18 protein-coding genes, 1 tRNA gene and 1 pseudogene are annotated in these 14,958 nt (G+C 59.8%); 13 read left to right on the top strand and 7 right to left on the bottom strand.

The window, feature by feature from the left end:
* Positions 1–156: 156 nt before the first annotated feature.
* From AC07T0_RS16780 to AC07T0_RS16735, 10 genes are all read left to right on the top strand, one after another.
* Entirely contained in the window at positions 157–1,152 is a 996-nt protein-coding gene (locus AC07T0_RS16780; RefSeq protein ID WP_495002255.1) for an AMP-binding protein, read from the top strand.
* On the top strand, positions 1,149–1,925 hold the full coding sequence (locus AC07T0_RS16775) for an ABC transporter ATP-binding protein (protein WP_495002254.1): 777 nt from the start codon (positions 1,149–1,151) through the stop codon (positions 1,923–1,925). Before AC07T0_RS16780 ends, AC07T0_RS16775 begins: the two co-directional genes overlap by 4 nt.
* Positions 1,925–2,806, top strand: a complete 882-nt coding sequence (locus tag AC07T0_RS16770; protein WP_248798196.1) for a branched-chain amino acid ABC transporter permease — start codon at positions 1,925–1,927, stop codon at positions 2,804–2,806. The genes AC07T0_RS16775 and AC07T0_RS16770 overlap by 1 nt, the downstream gene beginning before the upstream one ends.
* Before the next feature lie 3 nt (positions 2,807–2,809).
* Entirely contained in the window at positions 2,810–3,859 is a 1,050-nt protein-coding gene (locus AC07T0_RS16765; protein WP_495002253.1) for a branched-chain amino acid ABC transporter permease, read from the top strand.
* A 36-nt stretch (positions 3,860–3,895) separates the two neighbouring features.
* The gene (locus tag AC07T0_RS16760) at positions 3,896–5,236 is read left to right on the top strand and encodes an ABC transporter substrate-binding protein (protein WP_495002252.1); all 1,341 of its coding nucleotides are present in this window, start codon (positions 3,896–3,898) and stop codon (positions 5,234–5,236) included.
* 3 nt (positions 5,237–5,239) lie between these two features.
* Entirely contained in the window at positions 5,240–6,007 is a 768-nt protein-coding gene (locus AC07T0_RS16755; RefSeq protein ID WP_495002251.1) for an ABC transporter ATP-binding protein, read from the top strand.
* Positions 6,008–6,021: 14 nt separating this feature from the next.
* On the top strand, positions 6,022–7,476 hold the full coding sequence (locus AC07T0_RS16750) for an FAD/NAD(P)-binding protein (protein ID WP_495002250.1): 1,455 nt from the start codon (positions 6,022–6,024) through the stop codon (positions 7,474–7,476).
* A gap of 148 nt (positions 7,477–7,624) precedes the next feature.
* Positions 7,625–7,698 (top strand) — tRNA-Cys (locus AC07T0_RS16745).
* A gap of 337 nt (positions 7,699–8,035) precedes the next feature.
* The gene (locus AC07T0_RS16740; protein WP_495002249.1) at positions 8,036–8,527 is read left to right on the top strand and encodes a pyridoxamine 5'-phosphate oxidase family protein; all 492 of its coding nucleotides are present in this window, start codon (positions 8,036–8,038) and stop codon (positions 8,525–8,527) included.
* A 328-nt stretch (positions 8,528–8,855) separates the two neighbouring features.
* A complete protein-coding gene (locus AC07T0_RS16735; RefSeq protein WP_495002248.1) occupies positions 8,856–9,311 on the top strand; it encodes a carboxypeptidase regulatory-like domain-containing protein in 456 nt (151 codons plus the stop codon).
* A gap of 39 nt (positions 9,312–9,350) precedes the next feature.
* Here AC07T0_RS16735 and AC07T0_RS16730 read toward each other — a convergent pair.
* The 5 genes and pseudogenes from AC07T0_RS16730 to AC07T0_RS16710 form a co-directional block, all read right to left on the bottom strand.
* Positions 9,351–9,692, bottom strand: a pseudogene (locus tag AC07T0_RS16730) (hypothetical protein); the annotation flags it as partial.
* A 25-nt stretch (positions 9,693–9,717) separates the two neighbouring features.
* Positions 9,718–10,086: a hypothetical protein gene (locus AC07T0_RS16725; RefSeq protein ID WP_495002247.1), complete on the bottom strand. Its 369-nt coding sequence runs from the start codon at positions 10,084–10,086 to the stop codon at positions 9,718–9,720.
* 147 nt (positions 10,087–10,233) lie between these two features.
* On the bottom strand, positions 10,234–10,443 hold the full coding sequence (locus AC07T0_RS16720; RefSeq protein WP_495002246.1) for a hypothetical protein: 210 nt from the start codon (positions 10,441–10,443) through the stop codon (positions 10,234–10,236).
* Positions 10,444–10,604: 161 nt separating this feature from the next.
* Positions 10,605–10,931 carry a DUF2388 domain-containing protein gene (locus AC07T0_RS16715; RefSeq protein WP_495002245.1) on the bottom strand — a complete coding sequence of 109 codons (327 nt, stop codon included), beginning with the start codon at positions 10,929–10,931 and terminating at the stop codon, positions 10,605–10,607.
* A gap of 186 nt (positions 10,932–11,117) precedes the next feature.
* Entirely contained in the window at positions 11,118–11,357 is a 240-nt protein-coding gene (locus AC07T0_RS16710; protein WP_495002373.1) for a hypothetical protein, read from the bottom strand.
* Between the two features lie 188 nt (positions 11,358–11,545).
* Here AC07T0_RS16710 and AC07T0_RS16705 point away from each other — a divergent pair, with 188 nt between their 5' ends.
* The gene (locus AC07T0_RS16705) at positions 11,546–12,571 is read left to right on the top strand and encodes a hypothetical protein (RefSeq protein ID WP_495002244.1); all 1,026 of its coding nucleotides are present in this window, start codon (positions 11,546–11,548) and stop codon (positions 12,569–12,571) included.
* Between the two features lie 18 nt (positions 12,572–12,589).
* On the opposite strand, the gene AC07T0_RS16700 is transcribed toward AC07T0_RS16705, so the two are convergent.
* Positions 12,590–12,958 carry a VOC family protein gene (locus tag AC07T0_RS16700; RefSeq protein WP_495002243.1) on the bottom strand — a complete coding sequence of 123 codons (369 nt, stop codon included), beginning with the start codon at positions 12,956–12,958 and terminating at the stop codon, positions 12,590–12,592.
* Positions 12,959–13,455: 497 nt separating this feature from the next.
* Between AC07T0_RS16700 and AC07T0_RS16695 the strand changes: the two genes are divergently transcribed.
* Together AC07T0_RS16695 and AC07T0_RS16690 are read left to right on the top strand one after the other, a co-directional pair.
* Positions 13,456–13,902: a hypothetical protein gene (locus AC07T0_RS16695; RefSeq protein WP_495002242.1), complete on the top strand. Its 447-nt coding sequence runs from the start codon at positions 13,456–13,458 to the stop codon at positions 13,900–13,902.
* A gap of 156 nt (positions 13,903–14,058) precedes the next feature.
* The gene (locus AC07T0_RS16690; protein ID WP_495002241.1) at positions 14,059–14,457 is read left to right on the top strand and encodes a DUF3224 domain-containing protein; all 399 of its coding nucleotides are present in this window, start codon (positions 14,059–14,061) and stop codon (positions 14,455–14,457) included.
* A 45-nt stretch (positions 14,458–14,502) separates the two neighbouring features.
* Here the strand turns inward: AC07T0_RS16690 and AC07T0_RS16685 are convergent.
* Positions 14,503–14,958 (bottom strand): lactonase family protein (locus AC07T0_RS16685; protein ID WP_495002240.1); only part of this gene is annotated, 456 nt, incomplete at its 5' end.

Raw genomic sequence — 14,958 nt, 5'->3', positions numbered from 1 at the left:
TGAGTTGCCCAGGCCAAAGCGCACAACACAAAACCTGTGGGAGCGGAGCTTGCCCGCGAAGAGGCCCTCCAGAGCGCCAGTGCTGCCACAGACAAACCTGTATTTCAAAGCCGCCAGCGGACCACCGCACGCCAAACGACTGAACGAGGTTCCGCCATGAGCGTGCATGAACTGAAACGACCGCCCGTCATCCATCCACCGCATCCTGAAACGGTTTCGATCTTTACCGGTGCCCTTGAGCAACTGCGCCACTGGGCCCAGGTCAGCCCGTTGCAGGGTGCCTTGCGCCACAAACGCCACGGGCAATGGCACCGCTGGCGCTGGATCGATGCCTTGCGCGAGGTCGAGCGCCTGGCCGACAGCCTGCGCCAACAGGGTTTCACGGCCGACTCGCGGCTGGTCGTCAGCGGCGCCCTGGAACCGAACCTGCTACTGCTGGCGCTGGCTGCCCACTCCATTGGCGGTCAGGTGCTGAGCCTGGCCCCGGAGCTGAGCGCCGAAGCCCTCGGCCAAGCCTTCTGGCGCCTGCAACCGAGCCACGGGTTTGTCGACAGTCGCCAGCAACTGCTCGACTGGCTCGGCGCAGCTGATTCAGGTGTCGCCCCGGCAGTGTTGATCGCCAATCAGTTGCCGGGCCGCCTGCCAGGTTCGCCCAGGCAGACCGTGCTCGCTTTCGCCGCCCTCAGTGGCGACCGCCAGGAGCCACGCCCCCTGGTGCTGTGGCGCGCAGCGAACACCCAGGCGCAGTTGTGGAGCGAAGAGGACAGCCATTGGCAGGGCGGCTTGGGCGTGGTGCTGGAGCAATGGCTGAACACCGGCCACGGCCTGGCCTTCCCGGAGAGTCGCGACAGCGCCAGTCGTGATCGACGCGAAGTCGCGCCGTCCGGCCTGCTGCTGTCAGCGGAGCGCCTGCACGTGCTGGCGGACGAAATCGAACAACGCCTGGCCCCTCCGAGCAGCTGGCGGCGGCGCTTGTGCGAGTGGGCGTTGGCCCATCCCGATCGACTCGTGGCCCGCCTGCTCAAGCAGCGTGTGCGGCGCCTGTTGGGTTTCCAGCGCCTGCAATACATCTGGCAACCGGCAACCCCATCGAAAGTGCCGGCAGCCTTCAATCAATGGCGGGTCGATGGCCCAGGACGGAAAAGCGCATGAGTACGTCCGAACCGATTCTGCAAGTGCGTGACGTGTCGCTGTCGTTCAAGGGCGTGAAGGCCATCAATGAACTGTCGTTCGAAGTGCGGCGTGGTGAGATCTGCGCCCTGATCGGGCCCAACGGCGCGGGCAAGAGTTCCTTGCTCAACCTGTTGAACGGGGTCTACCGCTTCGACAGCGGCGAGATCGTCTTCGAACAGCAGCGCTTTCGTCGCATCGATCCTCTGGACGCGGCCCGCCGGGGCATTGGCCGGACCTTCCAGAACAATGCGCTGTTCAAGAAGATGAGCGTGATCGACAACCTCCTCACCGGGCTGTCACGGCATATGCGCAGCCATTTTCTCGAACAGGCCCTGGGCCTGCCCCGGGCGCGTCGGGAAGCCGAGGCCTTTCGCCTCAAGGCCCAACATATTCTCCAGTTGCTTGAATTGCAGGCCCTGCGCGATGTGCCGGTGGGCACCTTGTCCTATGGTCGGCAAAAACGTGTGGAACTGGGCCGGGCCCTGATCGCCGGCCCCACGTTGTTGCTGCTGGACGAGCCCATGGCCGGCATGAACGCCGAAGAAAAGCAGGAGATGGCGCGGTTTATCGCCGACGTCAATCGCGACCTTGGCACCACCGTGGTGCTGATCGAACATGACATGGGGGTGGTGATGGGCTTGTCCGATCATGTGGTAGTGCTCGATTACGGGCGCAAGGTCGGCGATGGCACGCCGGTCGAAGTGCAGGGCAATCCCGAAGTGATCGCGGCCTACCTGGGAGCGCTGCACTGATGGCGTTCTTTCTCGAAACCCTGATCGGCGGGTTGCTCGCCGGTACCCTGTATTCGCTGGTCGCCATCGGCTTTGTGCTGATCTACAAGGCCAGCGGTGTGTTCAATTTTGCCCAGGGCTCGATGCTGCTGTTCGCTGCGCTGACCTTTGTCAGCTTGCACGATCAGGGCGTGCCGTTTGCCCTGGCGCTGCTGCTGGCGGTGGGGGTGATGGTAATCGGTGCGCTGCTGATCGAGCGCCTGGTGCTGCGGCCGCTGGTCAACCGCTCGCAGATCACCCTGTTCATGGCGACCCTGGGCCTGTCGTTCATTATCGAAGGTCTGGCGCAAGGGCTGATGGGCTCCCAGGTCCGTGCCCTGGACCTGGGCATCGACGACGTGCCGCTGTTTGTCCACGGGGTGATGCTCAGCCAGTTCGACCTGATTGCCGCCGCTGCCGCGGTGGTCCTGGTGGTGGTCCTGGCGTTGCTGTTCAACAAGACCCGGATCGGCGTGTCGCTGCGGGCGGTGGCCGACGACACCACGGCGGCCTTGTCCATTGGCATCAACCTCAATCGCATCTGGCAGATCGTCTGGGCGGTGGCCGGCTGTGTCGGCCTGGTGGCGGGCCTGCTCTGGGGGGCGCGCCAGGGGGTGCAGTTTTCCCTGTCGCTGGTCGTGCTCAAGGCCTTGCCGGTGCTGATCATCGGCGGGTTCACCTCGATTGGCGGGGCGATTGTCGGCGGGCTGATCGTCGGCGCTTGCGAGAACCTCGCCGAAGTCTATATCGGGCCGCTGATCGGCGGCGGCATCACGCCCTGGTTCGCCTATGTCCTGGCGCTGGCCTTCCTGTATATCCGCCCGGCCGGCCTGTTCGGCGAGCGGGCCATCGAGCGAGTCTGAAGCATGTCTGTTCCCGTGATGAGTGAAACGGCGCCTTGGGTGCTGGTTGAACGGCGCTTGCCGTGGTCGTTGCTCGGCTTGTTGGTGCTGGCGTTCGGTGTCGTGCCGCTGGTGGGCAACGATTATTGGCTGAGTGCGATCCTGATTCCTTTTCTGGTGCTGTCCCTGGCGGGACTGGGGCTTAACCTGCTGACCGGCTATACCGGGCAGACCTCGGTCGGCGCGGCGGGCTTCATGGCGGTGGGGGCCTTTGCCACCTACGGCTTTCTACTGCGCCTGCCGGAACTGGGCTTGCCCCTGGCGCTGCTCGGCGGCGGCATCATCAGTGGCCTGGTGGGCTGGCTGTTCGGCCTGCCCAGTTCGCGGATCAAGGGCTTCTACCTGATGGTCACCACCCTGGCCGCGCAGTTTTTCCTTGAGTGGTTGTTCGTCAAGTTTCCCTGGTTCTACAACTACGGCTCCTCCGGGACCATTTCCGCCCCGAGCCTGTCGCTGCTCGGGCATGACCTGAACACTCCGCTGGGCCGCTACCTGCTGACCCTGGTCACGGTGCTGCTGCTGACCTGGGTGGCGCGCAACCTGGTGAACAGCCAGACCGGGCGCAACTGGATGGCGATCCGCGACATGGACACCGCCGCGGCGGTGATCGGCATTCCGGTGGCGCGCTACAAGCGCCTGGCGTTTGCCATCAGCTCGTTCTACCTGGGCATCGCCGGGGCGCTGTGGGCATTTGCCTATCTGGGCACGGCGAGCGCCGGTAGCTTCGATATCAATCGTTCGTTCCAGATCCTCTTCATCATCATTATTGGCGGCATGGGCAGCATCGCCGGCAACTTCGTCGGCGCGGCCTTTATCTGCCTGCTGCCAATCCTGCTCAGTCACCTCGGCCAGGCCTTGCTCGGCGGGGCGGTGGATGCCGGGCAGTTGCAGAACCTGCAGAAAATCATCTTTGGCGTGCTGATCATCCTGTTCCTGATCAAGGAGCCGGAAGGGCTGATCCGCCTGCTGAGCAATACCCGCGAACGGCTCCGGCATTGGCCGTTGCGCTTCTGACTTCCCGACTTCCCATCCCTGGAGAATCTTTCCACCATGCGTGCACTTTTCAAACGTTCACTGACCGCTGCCGCCCTGGCCCTGACAGTTCTCGGCGCGACGGCACCGATGGTCCAGGCGTCGCCCGACCAGCAGTTCTTTCCCCTGGCCACCTACCGGGTCGGCGCCTATGCCTCCAGCGGCGTGCAGGTCTGGGCCGGGATGATCGACTACCTCAACTACATCAACGACGTGGAGGGTGGGATCAACGGCGTCAAGCTGGTCTGGCAAGAGTGTGAAACCGAATGGACGGCCGAGAAGGGCATCGAGTGCTATGAGCGCTTCAAGAACGGCCTGGATGGCGCGCCGGTGGCGGTCTATCAGCCTAACGGCGCACCAGCGGCCTACGCCCTGAGCGAGCGCGCGGAAGTCGACAAGATCCCGTTGATCACCCTCGGTTACGGGCGCACCGAAGCCACCGACGGCAAGATCTTTCCGTATAACTTCCCGGTGATGCTGACCTTCTACAGCGAAGCTTCGACCCTGGTGAACTACATCGCCCAGCGCGAAGGCGGGTTCGACAAACTCAAGGGCAAGAAGATCGCCACCGTTTACCACGACTCAGCCTATGGTCGTGAAACCCTCGGGCCGCTGAAACTGTTGGCGGAAAAATACGGCTTCGAGAATATCCAGATCCCTGTGGCCGATCCGGGCAACGAACAGTCGGCGCAATGGCGGCAGATTCGCCAGCTCAACCCGGACTGGGTGTTCCTGCGTACCTGGGGTGTGTCGACGCCGGTGGCGGTCAAGACCGCCGCGCGTTTTGGCTTCCCGGTGGAGCATATCGTCGGCGATATCTGGGCCAGTTCCAGCGAAGACGTACTGCCGGCGGGCGCGGCGGCCAAGGGGTATCTGGCACTCACGCCGTACCCGGCGGGTGCTGACTTCGAGATCCACAAGCGCCTCAAGCAGTACGTCCTCGACAAGGGCAAGAGCGACCTCAAGGACTTGAGCAACTTCGGCAGCGTCTACTACAACTCCGGGCTGGTGAATGCGGCGATTGCGGTGGAAGCGATTCGCACCGGGCAGGCCAAGTTCGGCAAGCGCCCGCTGCATGGCGAAGAAGGTCGCTGGGGCCTGGAGCACCTGGATATCGACGACGCGCGGCTCAAGGCCATGGGCTTCTACGGCCTGATGCAGAACCTGAAACTGTCCTGCAGCGATCATGAGGGCGGTGGTTCGGCGCGGGTCCAGCAATGGGACGGCAGTCACTGGAGTTTGGTCAGCGACTGGATCGCGGCGGATCGTGTGTTGTTGCGGCCGTTGATCGACGAAAAGTCGGCAGCCTTCGCCGCAGAAAAACATCTGACCCCGCGCACCTGCGCGGCAGGCGAGTAAGCCATGAGCCAGCCCGTGCTTGAAGCCAGTGGTGCGCCGCTGTTGCAGGTCTCGGATATCGAGGTGATCTATGACCGGACGATCCTGGCGGTGTCCGGGGTTTCCCTGAGCGTGCCCAAGGGCGGTATCGTCGCCTTGCTCGGGGCCAACGGTGCCGGCAAAAGCACCACCCTCAAGGCGATCTCCGGGCTGGTGCGGGCCGAACGGGCGCAGGTCACTCGGGGCCGCATCCACTTCCAGGGGCGTGACAGCCTGGCGGTCGAGCCGAGCCAGCGCGTGCGCGACGGCCTGGTGCATGTGCTGGAGGGGCGGCATGTATTCGGACAACTGACGGTGGAGGACAACCTGCGCAGCGGCGGGTTTGTCCGTGGCCTGAGCCGGCGCCAGATGCGGGACGATCTGGAGCGCTTGTATGCCTGGTTCCCGCGCCTGAAAATCAAGCGCAAGACCCAGGCCGGGCTGACTTCCGGGGGCGAGCAGCAGATGGTCGCCATTGGCCGGGCCTTGATGACACGACCGACTTTAGTCTTGCTTGACGAGCCCTCCATGGGCCTGGCGCCTATTATCGTCCAGGAAATTTACGAGATCGTCGCTCAGCTCAATCGTGAGCAGCAGGTCAGCTTCCTGATTGCCGAGCAAAACATTAATGTAGCGTTGAAATACGCAACCCAGGCCCATGTGCTCGACACCGGCCGGGTGGTGCTCAGCGGTACGGCGGATGAATTGCTGGCCCGGGGTGACCTGCACGACTTCTACCTGGGCAAGCACTGACAAGAGCGTGAAAAATGAGTGAAACCCTGAGCGGACAGGCGACAGACGCCATCCCGGCGACCGATGTGTTGATCGTCGGCGGGGGGTTGAGCGGTGCGATGCTGGCGGTGCAGTTGCTACGCCTGCCAGGCCAGCGGCGGATCCTGATTGTCGAACCGCGTGCCGAATTGGGCCGGGGTGAGGCCTACAGCGCCACGGAATTGGGGCATACGTTGAATGGCAACGCCGCGCGGATGAGTGTCGACCCGGACAATGCTGATGACCTGACGCAGTGGTTGCAGGCTTATATCGCTGAGGGTGGTTGGCCTGAGTCGGACCAGCAGCATGTGCCGGTCAGCGAGCTGTTCATGCCCCGGGGGATCTTTGGTCTTTATGTCCAGCAGCGTCTGGCCGAAGCCCGCGATCAGGGCGCGAGCTGGGGATCGACGGCCGAGCACGTGCGGGGCGAAGTGGTCGATCTGCAAAGCGACAGTGACGGTGTGCAGCTGACGTTGGCTGATGGCCGGCAATTGCAAGGTGCCCGCGCGGTGTTGGCGACCGGCATGTTCCCGGCGGCGCGTACCCGGCAGAAACAATCCAGCGGCTTGAATGCGGCGGCGGTGGATCCTTGGGATGTAGCGGTCATGTCGCGGCTTGATCCGCAAGGGACGGTGCTGATCATCGGTTCCGGGCTGACCATGGTTGATGCCGTGGTTTCACTGGAACAGGCGGGGCATCGTGGGCCGATCCGGGTTATTTCCCGGCATGGGCTGTTGCCTCATGTGCGGCGCCAGCCGCCGACCTGGGTGGATTTCCTGGCGGCGGATCACAGTATTCGTAGCCCTCGGCAGTTGCTGCGCGAGGTGCGTCGCCAATGTACTTTCGCGTTGGAGACCGGGATCGACTGGCAGGCGCCGCTGGATACGGTGCGGGCGCATATCGGTCGGCTCTGGAGCCAGGCCAGCGATGTGCAGCGTCGGCAGTTTGTCAGGCATGTGCGGCCGTGGTGGGAGAGCCATCATCACCGTTCGCCGCCCTTGAGTGCCGAGTTGGTGGAGCGTTTGTACAAGGAAGGGCGGCTGACCATCGAGGCGGCGTCGCTCAAGGGGCTGGATGAGCCACGGGATGGGCAGGTGAGTATTTCCATCCGTCCACGGGGCGAGTCGGTGTTGCGTACGATCACGGGCGTGGCCTTGATCAACTCCACGGGCATTGAGTATGACTGGCGCCGGGTGGATCGCCCATTGCCCCAGCAGTTGCTGGCGCGACGACTGATCCGGCCGGGGCCGCTGGCGCTGGGGATTGCAGCTGATACTGGCGGTGCGGTGGTGGATGCCGAGGGTGATATCTCCATGCGCTTGTTCGCCATGGGCCCGCCGTTGCGCGGCATGTGGTGGGAGAGCACGGCGGTGACCGATGTGGCCAGCCAGGCGAAGGCATTGGCGGCGCGTCTGGCACAGCCGACGGTGACGCAGAAAGACCGAGACTGACCTAAAAATTATTAGAATTCAGGGGGTTGCCAGTGTCATTCAACTAGGACATAATGCGCGCCATCAGCTCGGACGGCAACGTCGCGAACGCTGAAGAATCAAGGAGTTGCGGCAAGCCAGTCTTGCAAGGGCGCTCGATTCGACCTGAGGCCGAGTAGCAAAATGGTTATGCAGTGGATTGCAAATCCATCTACGCCGGTTCGATTCCGACCTCGGCCTCCACTTTTCAAAAGCCCCGTAGATTCGTCTACGGGGCTTTTTTTTGCATGGAAAGTAGCGTTTCAGTCGCTTTCCAGCCATTTCCGTCTTTTCTCTCATAGGCTGAATTAAAGGATGACGTATAGGGGGGTATTCACAATAGTTGGTAAAGCCGTTCACGCTAGCGTTTGATTGAAAGTCAGAGCAGACTTATTTTCAGAACCTGAATGGCGGCCTTAGCCGTTTGCCAGCGTCGACAATCAGCTTGAAATCAGCATAAGTATTTATCCGCTCAACGCCTTACAACGTTGCATCGCCTTATTGAGCAATCTATGTCATATCTCCCTATGGAAGAGGGCTTATGCAGACCGACAAGACTGAATCACTTCTGCATATAGCCCGCAGTATCGTTGCCAAAGTGCCGTATTGCATGGCAATTACCGCTACCGAAGCGGGCGATGTGAATGCTCGTATCGTTGAACCCTATTCATTGAGCGAACACTGGTCTGTGCGTTTCCTGACGGGGCGGCAGTGCCGCAAGGTGCAGGAAATACAACGCGCTGGGCGAATGACCCTGTCTTACCAATGTGATGAAGATCATGCATACGTGACACTGCTTGGATCCGCAAAAGTGCTGGATCACGATCCGGCACTCAAGAGCACGTTGTGGCGGAAGAATTCAGACTTGTGGTTCCCTGGCGGACCCTTTGACCCAGACGTGGTGGTGATCGAATTGCGGGTCGAACAGATTGAATTGTGGTGTCTGAAACTCGGCGTGGCACCACCTCCGCTCGGCCTGCAAGCTGCAATCCTGAAGCGCGATGGCGCCGAATGGATTACGTGGGTGGGCTGAGCACAAATACCGTTCCCCAAGGTGTACGCAATCCCTCGTAAATCCGCCTCCTGCTCGATCTAAAAAACTGTTCTAAAGAATGCCCCCCAGGCGGGAAAAAGCATCAAACGCCGAACCCGCGCCAGTCCGGCCCAGGCCTCACACCAGAATCAAGCCGCGCGGCAGGGCGCGGATGCCACCGCCAGCCAATGCGTAAAAATAAACTTTTTGGAACCTGAGGGATCAACAGTACAAGGGGAGGCTTAAATCGGGATGCCACCGTTATATGGCATAGCTCTCAGTGGTGGCATCCCTGCATGGGTTCTGTACGAGCCCAGGAGTCGTCATCATGAAAACCTTGCGCTTACTGGCGGTATCGGCAACCGTCATGGCTGCGTTGACCGGCCTGTCTGCCACGGCAAGTCAGGCGGTCAGTAACGAGCCGATAGACCCCTCCGCAGTGCAGTTGGAACAACAACAGCAAAACGGAATCCCCTACCTGTCAGGCGGCATCGGTCTCGATGAAACGAGGGCCATTCAGCAGACCAAGGGATACAACCTGCATATGACCTTCTCCACCGGTCCGGGCAATGAATATGTGCCGGATATCAACGTGACAATCCAGAACATGCAAGGGCATGCGCTGCTGAGGCTGAATGAGGTCGGCCCTATCGTTTACGCTAACTTGTCACCCGGAAAGTATGTCATCGTCGCTACTCGTAATGGGCAGGAACAACGAAGCACCGTTGAGCTTAGAGGCGGAGCTGTTCGTGATCTGAATCTCCACTGGAGCGATGCGACATAATCGCTGATGCCCAGGAGGTCATTGGTACTTCTTCAAGCGCTATAGCTCCCAAAAAGCCCAGCCCGAGGCAGCAATGCTGCCCCGGGCTGGGCTTTGTTGGTTTTGGGATTCGACTGGCTTAGCGAATACTCGTTTTCGGCCCAAAGACTCCGGACAGGAGCGCGCACGTCCGCCCAGATATGCCTGCTCAGGAAGTCCTGCTACTGACTTGCGCCCACGCCCTAGGTGTGCGGTCCCGGAATGAGGTGGTGCGGCTGAATCCAGATGCTTCAGCAGGTGCTCGACGCGAATCCCGGCGGTGTCGCCGATGTCGTGGATCACCTGGCGCCAGGCCTCTGGGCTTTCGTCGTTGCGCCGGGAGACGACAACGGCCTGGACTTTCTGTACTCCGGGTGGGTCGCATCAGCTAGGGAAGGTCTTTTTTGTGGACGTGCTCTGAAATATCTTTGAATGTATCGCTATCGGTTGCGGCAAGGAGCGTCTGACCACCCTTTAGTGTGGCCATGAATGTCACCTCGGTGCTGTGACCCGCTAGTAGATAGCCGGCGATGGCTCCCACCGGACCAAGCAGCATGGCGCCAGCTATTCCAAGGCCTATGGCGCTCTTTATGTTTTTAGTGGGGCCAGTGTCTTCGACTGACAGATCTATAAATTCGGAGACGAGGAACCTTTTCCCCATGCGTGGCTCAAGGGGCGTTTTCAGTGTGATGGTGCCGAGGCAATACTCCCCATCGCACTGAGGGAAGTCACCTGCAAGCACTATGATCTTTGCCATGTGGAATTGTCCTTGGGCGATCATCTTCTTGGGTAGTCATTGCGCGCGCTCAGGATTAGAACGTCAACGATTTGATGATGAGTGGTGGCGCTGTCGAGCATTGATCCGAAAGCTGGCTTGATGTGCACCGCGGCCCTCCAGTCGCGATTAAGTCGCTTTCATCCTGGCCAGCCCCTGCTTGATGTGCCCTGCGTTTTCTCCAGTTACCGCCAGAGCGCTTCGGACGTTGGCACCAGGCTCTCCCGCACCCAGGGTTTCGACCACCGGCGTCAGTTCCATGATTGCGGCCTCCAGGCCGAGTTGGTTTTCGTACATACGCTCAAGGACATCGGGAAGAGAGTGTTCGAGCTGGGGCATGGCTTCGATTCCATTGGGGGGAATGAAAAAGCGTAGCCGGAGGGAAGGGCAGAAACGAAAAGCCCGGCGCTGGGCCGGGCTGAACCATGAAGACGTCCTTCCATAACGCATCCACTTGCTCGGTTGTTAAGGATGCACCATGGCTCTCCGAGACTGAACACCTAGTGATCAGCAGGTATCTCATATTGAACGAGGATTGAATTGGCCAGCTCGTCGTCACTGGCCTTGAGGCCAGGGTGATCATGCCGAATCTGATCCAGTACTGACTCTAGATAGGCACCGCGAATCGCTCCGCCACTGGCGACGAAGGTGGAGGCGTCATCGCGGACGGGCGTCATGATTTTGTGGTCCTTGAACGTAGAGTAAAGCGACGCGGAAATCCCTGCTGAGGTAGCAACATCGCGCACATCTATATCGGGTCTGTGAGCCATGGCTGAACCAAAGGGCAGACAAAGCATCAGCAACGGAATGAGGAATATGCGGCGCATGGCGTGTCCTCCAAAAGCAAGAAGCCGAAATGGCCTACCATATATTTTTTGACGTTTGGTGCTCGCTAGGAGTTCCCTGTCGAGTGGCGTCTTTCAGTCGCTGCGGATAACTTCGATGCTGCCAGGCGCATCGCGGAGGGCTCGGGGTCAGTCCCTATGGATCCGGCAGCCAGTTCGGATCAGTTCCTATTTCTTCCTGGCATTAGCCTCTGCGGCAAGGCATTCAAGGGCGAACTGCTCTGGGTACGTCATCTGAATGGGGGTGGTTTCTCCCTTGACGGTCCTTTCGCCATCAAGGATGTATCGAATGCGCTTGTCGGTCACGCCGATGCGTTTTGCGATCCAGGAGGGTGTTTGTCCGATGCGCGAAATCAGCTTGTCGGCATATTCGGTGGAAGGGTTGTAGAGCTCTGCGTTAGGTGTCATGTGACGTCCGGATAGAAATGGGTCTGCGATGCGTTGGTGAGTGTAGGACACGGTGCACCAATTATTGGATGGTGTCGCGGCCTCAATAGGGAAGTGAAAGTAAGTCGGCCCCCATTTTCCGCATTTTTTGGGCCATGGTAAGGTGATGGCCATTTTCAACACCGTCCCCCTGTGAGCACCTGGTTTCGATGATCTTCGGTCCTGATCCGTCCGTCATTCTGTTGATTTTCCTGTTGGTATTGCTCGCGGCGATGAGCGGTATCGGGTTGCTGTGGGTCCTGGTTGCCTTGCTGTTCGCGCCGACACGCCGTCATCTGCGGCGCAATCCTCGGCGCTATGCGTGCTTGATCGCGGTGGCCCTGGTGTTTGTCGGGCTGGGTGGTGTGATGTGGCGGGACTTCCAGCGTATCGATGATGAGGAGCAGGCCCGGCAACAGGCGCTGAACCCTCGACTGCAGGCTGATCTGCACCTGGGCGAGCTGCATTTTCCAGCGGGCAGCCAGGCCCATCTCGGTACCTTGGAACCCCAGAATTGGGACGGAAAGCCCCAGGCATACGGTCTTGAAAGCTTGAAGTCCATTGAGCTGCCCGTATCCCTCGAGGTCCTGGGGTTACCGGTGGTGGCGATTGATTTTGCGCCGGACTATGACAGCTCCCGTGTTCACCTGGAGCATGACCACTTCGTGCAAGGCTGGCACTGTGTCGCTGGCAGTTGGGCGACCTTCAAGCGAGAAACGGCGGACACGTACCGGCCAAGTCGCTGGCATTTCTCCGGGTGTGACCTGGTCCCTGGCGTGAGTATTGCCGGTGTGAGCTGGCCGGTGGGCACGGTGCTGCATGGCGCCGGTTCGGGCTGGATGCTGAGGGCCGAGGACGCGGACAACCTGGATATTGCCCTCGATGGACTTCAATTGGCCGCGTTGCGCATGACCCTGGATCCACAGCTTCGGCCTGAGCGTTGGGAGGGGCAGTTGGCGCAGTCAGCCACGCTGGGGGACTGGCGTTACCCGACGGGTACGCGAGTACGGGGAGATGCGCGTGGCGCCCGGCTGTTCAGTCCTTCCGGTGAGCAGGACGCGGTCAATCTGCGCACGGGTGAAAAGGTCGCCCAAGGCCGCTCCATCCTCCAGCGGCGCGGCACCGAGGCCTCGGTGACCATCAAGGCCAACAGTGAGGTCGGGGTGATCGACTGGTTGCTGATTACCCCGCAATGACCCTGCCGGGCAGTGGGATCAGCTGGATGGTTTTGAAAAGACGTTTACCAGGCTTCCATCCGGATCACGGAGCAGCAGGGAGGTATTGCCCCATGGCATTATCGTTATTGGCATCACAATTTCCGCGCCACTTACCCGAAGTAACACAGCCTCGACATCATCCACTTGGAACTCAAGGATTGCCGAGCGATTGCTGGCTGCAACAGCCATTCCATTATTATGAAGGCGGATCAGACGTTCATCGCTTATCGCCAAGACTACTCCGTCGAAGTGAATTTCGGCGAACCCATCAGCCAGATGCCTGGGCTCAAGGCTCGACAGACCTTGATAGAACTGGACGAGTTGTTCAAATTGATGGGTTACGAGGCGAACAGACGAGAATTTCATTGTTTAACCTGCCAGAAATGAGAGGCCTCACTCTACGTCGGGCTTCTGTCAGTTTCTGACAGTAGCGTTTTGCCAAAATCCAGAAAAAGGAGCAAGCCACCTCACGTGTTTCTTCGCTGAACTCATAGTAACGAGAGGTACCCACTATGTTGTTGCCGTCACGGTCGATAACGATAACGATAACTGCGCTCTGCGAGGTGATGGCTTCGTTAAACCATTCGCGAAAGACCGGTTCCTGGTAGCGCTTGCATCATTTTCTCCTGAGGTTCGGATGGCTTGATCCTCACGTTTCTTTCTACCCCGGCGCAGATCAATGTTCAATTGGCACGGGAAATAACCTTCCAAAAAAACTCATATTTCCCACACGCTTCCGGCATGGGAGAATATTGCGTGCGCCAAGCGTCAGGGCTACTGTTCAAGTGTCGCTGCAAATTCAGCGATACGGGTTTTGCAGCCCGGAATAACAGAGTTCCTTTTCGTAACAGAGGAGCTTTATCGTGACCAAAAAAATCACTCCCGATTCGCCTCCGGTCCGCAGCGCGCTCAGCACCACCGACAAAGACATCTACTTGCGTAAGATCTCTGATGTCCCTTCCACCGGAACAGAGAAGGCCTCGGCCAACACGTCCCGTTTGCTCGATACCCTCGCCTTCACCTGCTCCAAACCCGTCACTCCCGAAGCCCCCTACAAACCAGCGCTGTTTGCCATCCAACCTGGCATCAATGCCCAGGACGCCCTGACCTACGTTTCCAATCTGCTCGAAACGGCGGAACTCAATGGCGACGAAATCAGCCTGCACACCAATCCCGTCGAACGGGCGTTGTTCTGGGGCATGCTGCATTCCGTGGAAGTGGCGCGGGCGGTGGTGGATGCCCTGCTTGAGGGAGCGTCCGCGTCTGATCCGCTATCGTCAGCCGTGGACAGTCATATAGGCTGTAGCTGAGTTCTGATCAGTAGGCGGGACGGCTAGGAAAGAGGGGCGGGCTCAAAGAACACGACCGAAAATATCCGCCCCTTTGCCACACATGCCGTGTTGTGGCCCAGTTGCAGTCTGCTAAATACAACGGAAGTTACCCATTTCTTTTTTTAGGAGCATGCCATGAGCAGCACGCAAGCCAATGGTTCTTTTGACGTTAAGCTGAACCCTGAACCCCTCAGCGATATTGCCGCGGGGACAGGTCTAGGACGCATGTCCATCAACAAGGAATTTCACGGCGATCTGGTGGCTACCAGCCAAGGTGAAATGCTTTCTTTCCGTAGCAGTGTGCAGGGCTCTGCAGGCTACGTGGCGATGGAAACAGTCATTGGCACGCTTCATGGTCGTCAGGGCAGCTTTGTATTGCAGCACAGCTCCACCATGACCCGCGGCGTACCTGAGCAGTCCATTCATGTTGTGCCTGATTCCGGTACTGGGGATCTTGCAGGGCTGGTCGGTCGCCTGGTGATCAGCATCGTTGACGGTCAGCATTCGTACCAGTTTGACTACTCACTGTCCTGAGATCAGCAGGGAGAGGCGAGGGTGGTCGTGCCTCTCCCTCATTCTTCACGGATAGCTGACCGCCTGCACCCAGTTTGCCCCCTTGCCAGAAGGCGCGCTGGCATTGCGCGTGAGCGTGCCGTGCAGCGGATCGATGGCGTACACACCCACTTCAGCGCTTTTCTCTCCGGTAACCAGCAACCATTTCCCCGATGGGTCGACGGTGATTCCCCGTGGCTGCTGTTCGACCTTGATGTTCTGCAGGAAGCTCAGCTTGCCGCTTTTGCCGTCTACCGAAAAGGCACTGACCGTGCTGCCGGTGCGTTCCGAGGTGTAGAGGAAGCGCCCGTTAGGGGTGAGCTTGATGTCGGCGGCCCAGATCAGGTTGCTGGCCAGCGGCGGCGGGGTCGGTTGGCCAGGCTTGATCATCGGCCGCGCGACGCCGCTGTGGTGGTTTAATTTCCCCGGACACCCCGATAGGTGGAAAATGCATCTATCGAGGAGTTTTTCATGACCGACAAG

This window comes from Pseudomonas sp. GW821-FHT04D07, assembly GCF_059420225.1.
Note: the sequence above shows the minus strand (reverse complement) of the source record. Positions and strands in the feature narration are given on the sequence as shown.

Bases quoted from the DNA above. Each gene is read 5' to 3' on its own strand.
- AC07T0_RS16700 (WP_495002243.1), bottom strand. From the start codon at position 12,958: ATGAAATTCTCGTCTGTTCGCCTCGTAACCCATCAATTTGAACAACTC.
- AC07T0_RS16760 (WP_495002252.1), top strand. From the start codon at position 3,896: ATGCGTGCACTTTTCAAACGTTCACTGACCGCTGCCGCCCTGGCCCTG.
- AC07T0_RS16690 (WP_495002241.1), top strand. From the start codon at position 14,059: ATGAGCAGCACGCAAGCCAATGGTTCTTTTGACGTTAAGCTGAACCCT.
- AC07T0_RS16765 (WP_495002253.1), top strand. From the start codon at position 2,810: ATGTCTGTTCCCGTGATGAGTGAAACGGCGCCTTGGGTGCTGGTTGAA.
- AC07T0_RS16735 (WP_495002248.1), top strand. From the start codon at position 8,856: ATGAAAACCTTGCGCTTACTGGCGGTATCGGCAACCGTCATGGCTGCG.
- AC07T0_RS16740 (WP_495002249.1), top strand. From the start codon at position 8,036: ATGCAGACCGACAAGACTGAATCACTTCTGCATATAGCCCGCAGTATC.
- AC07T0_RS16720 (WP_495002246.1), bottom strand. From the start codon at position 10,443: ATGCCCCAGCTCGAACACTCTCTTCCCGATGTCCTTGAGCGTATGTAC.
- AC07T0_RS16755 (WP_495002251.1), top strand. From the start codon at position 5,240: ATGAGCCAGCCCGTGCTTGAAGCCAGTGGTGCGCCGCTGTTGCAGGTC.
- AC07T0_RS16705 (WP_495002244.1), top strand. From the start codon at position 11,546: ATGATCTTCGGTCCTGATCCGTCCGTCATTCTGTTGATTTTCCTGTTG.
- AC07T0_RS16710 (WP_495002373.1), bottom strand. From the start codon at position 11,357: ATGACACCTAACGCAGAGCTCTACAACCCTTCCACCGAATATGCCGAC.
- AC07T0_RS16750 (WP_495002250.1), top strand. From the start codon at position 6,022: ATGAGTGAAACCCTGAGCGGACAGGCGACAGACGCCATCCCGGCGACC.
- AC07T0_RS16725 (WP_495002247.1), bottom strand. From the start codon at position 10,086: ATGGCAAAGATCATAGTGCTTGCAGGTGACTTCCCTCAGTGCGATGGG.
- AC07T0_RS16775 (WP_495002254.1), top strand. From the start codon at position 1,149: ATGAGTACGTCCGAACCGATTCTGCAAGTGCGTGACGTGTCGCTGTCG.
- AC07T0_RS16770 (WP_248798196.1), top strand. From the start codon at position 1,925: ATGGCGTTCTTTCTCGAAACCCTGATCGGCGGGTTGCTCGCCGGTACC.
- AC07T0_RS16715 (WP_495002245.1), bottom strand. From the start codon at position 10,931: ATGCGCCGCATATTCCTCATTCCGTTGCTGATGCTTTGTCTGCCCTTT.
- AC07T0_RS16780 (WP_495002255.1), top strand. From the start codon at position 157: ATGAGCGTGCATGAACTGAAACGACCGCCCGTCATCCATCCACCGCAT.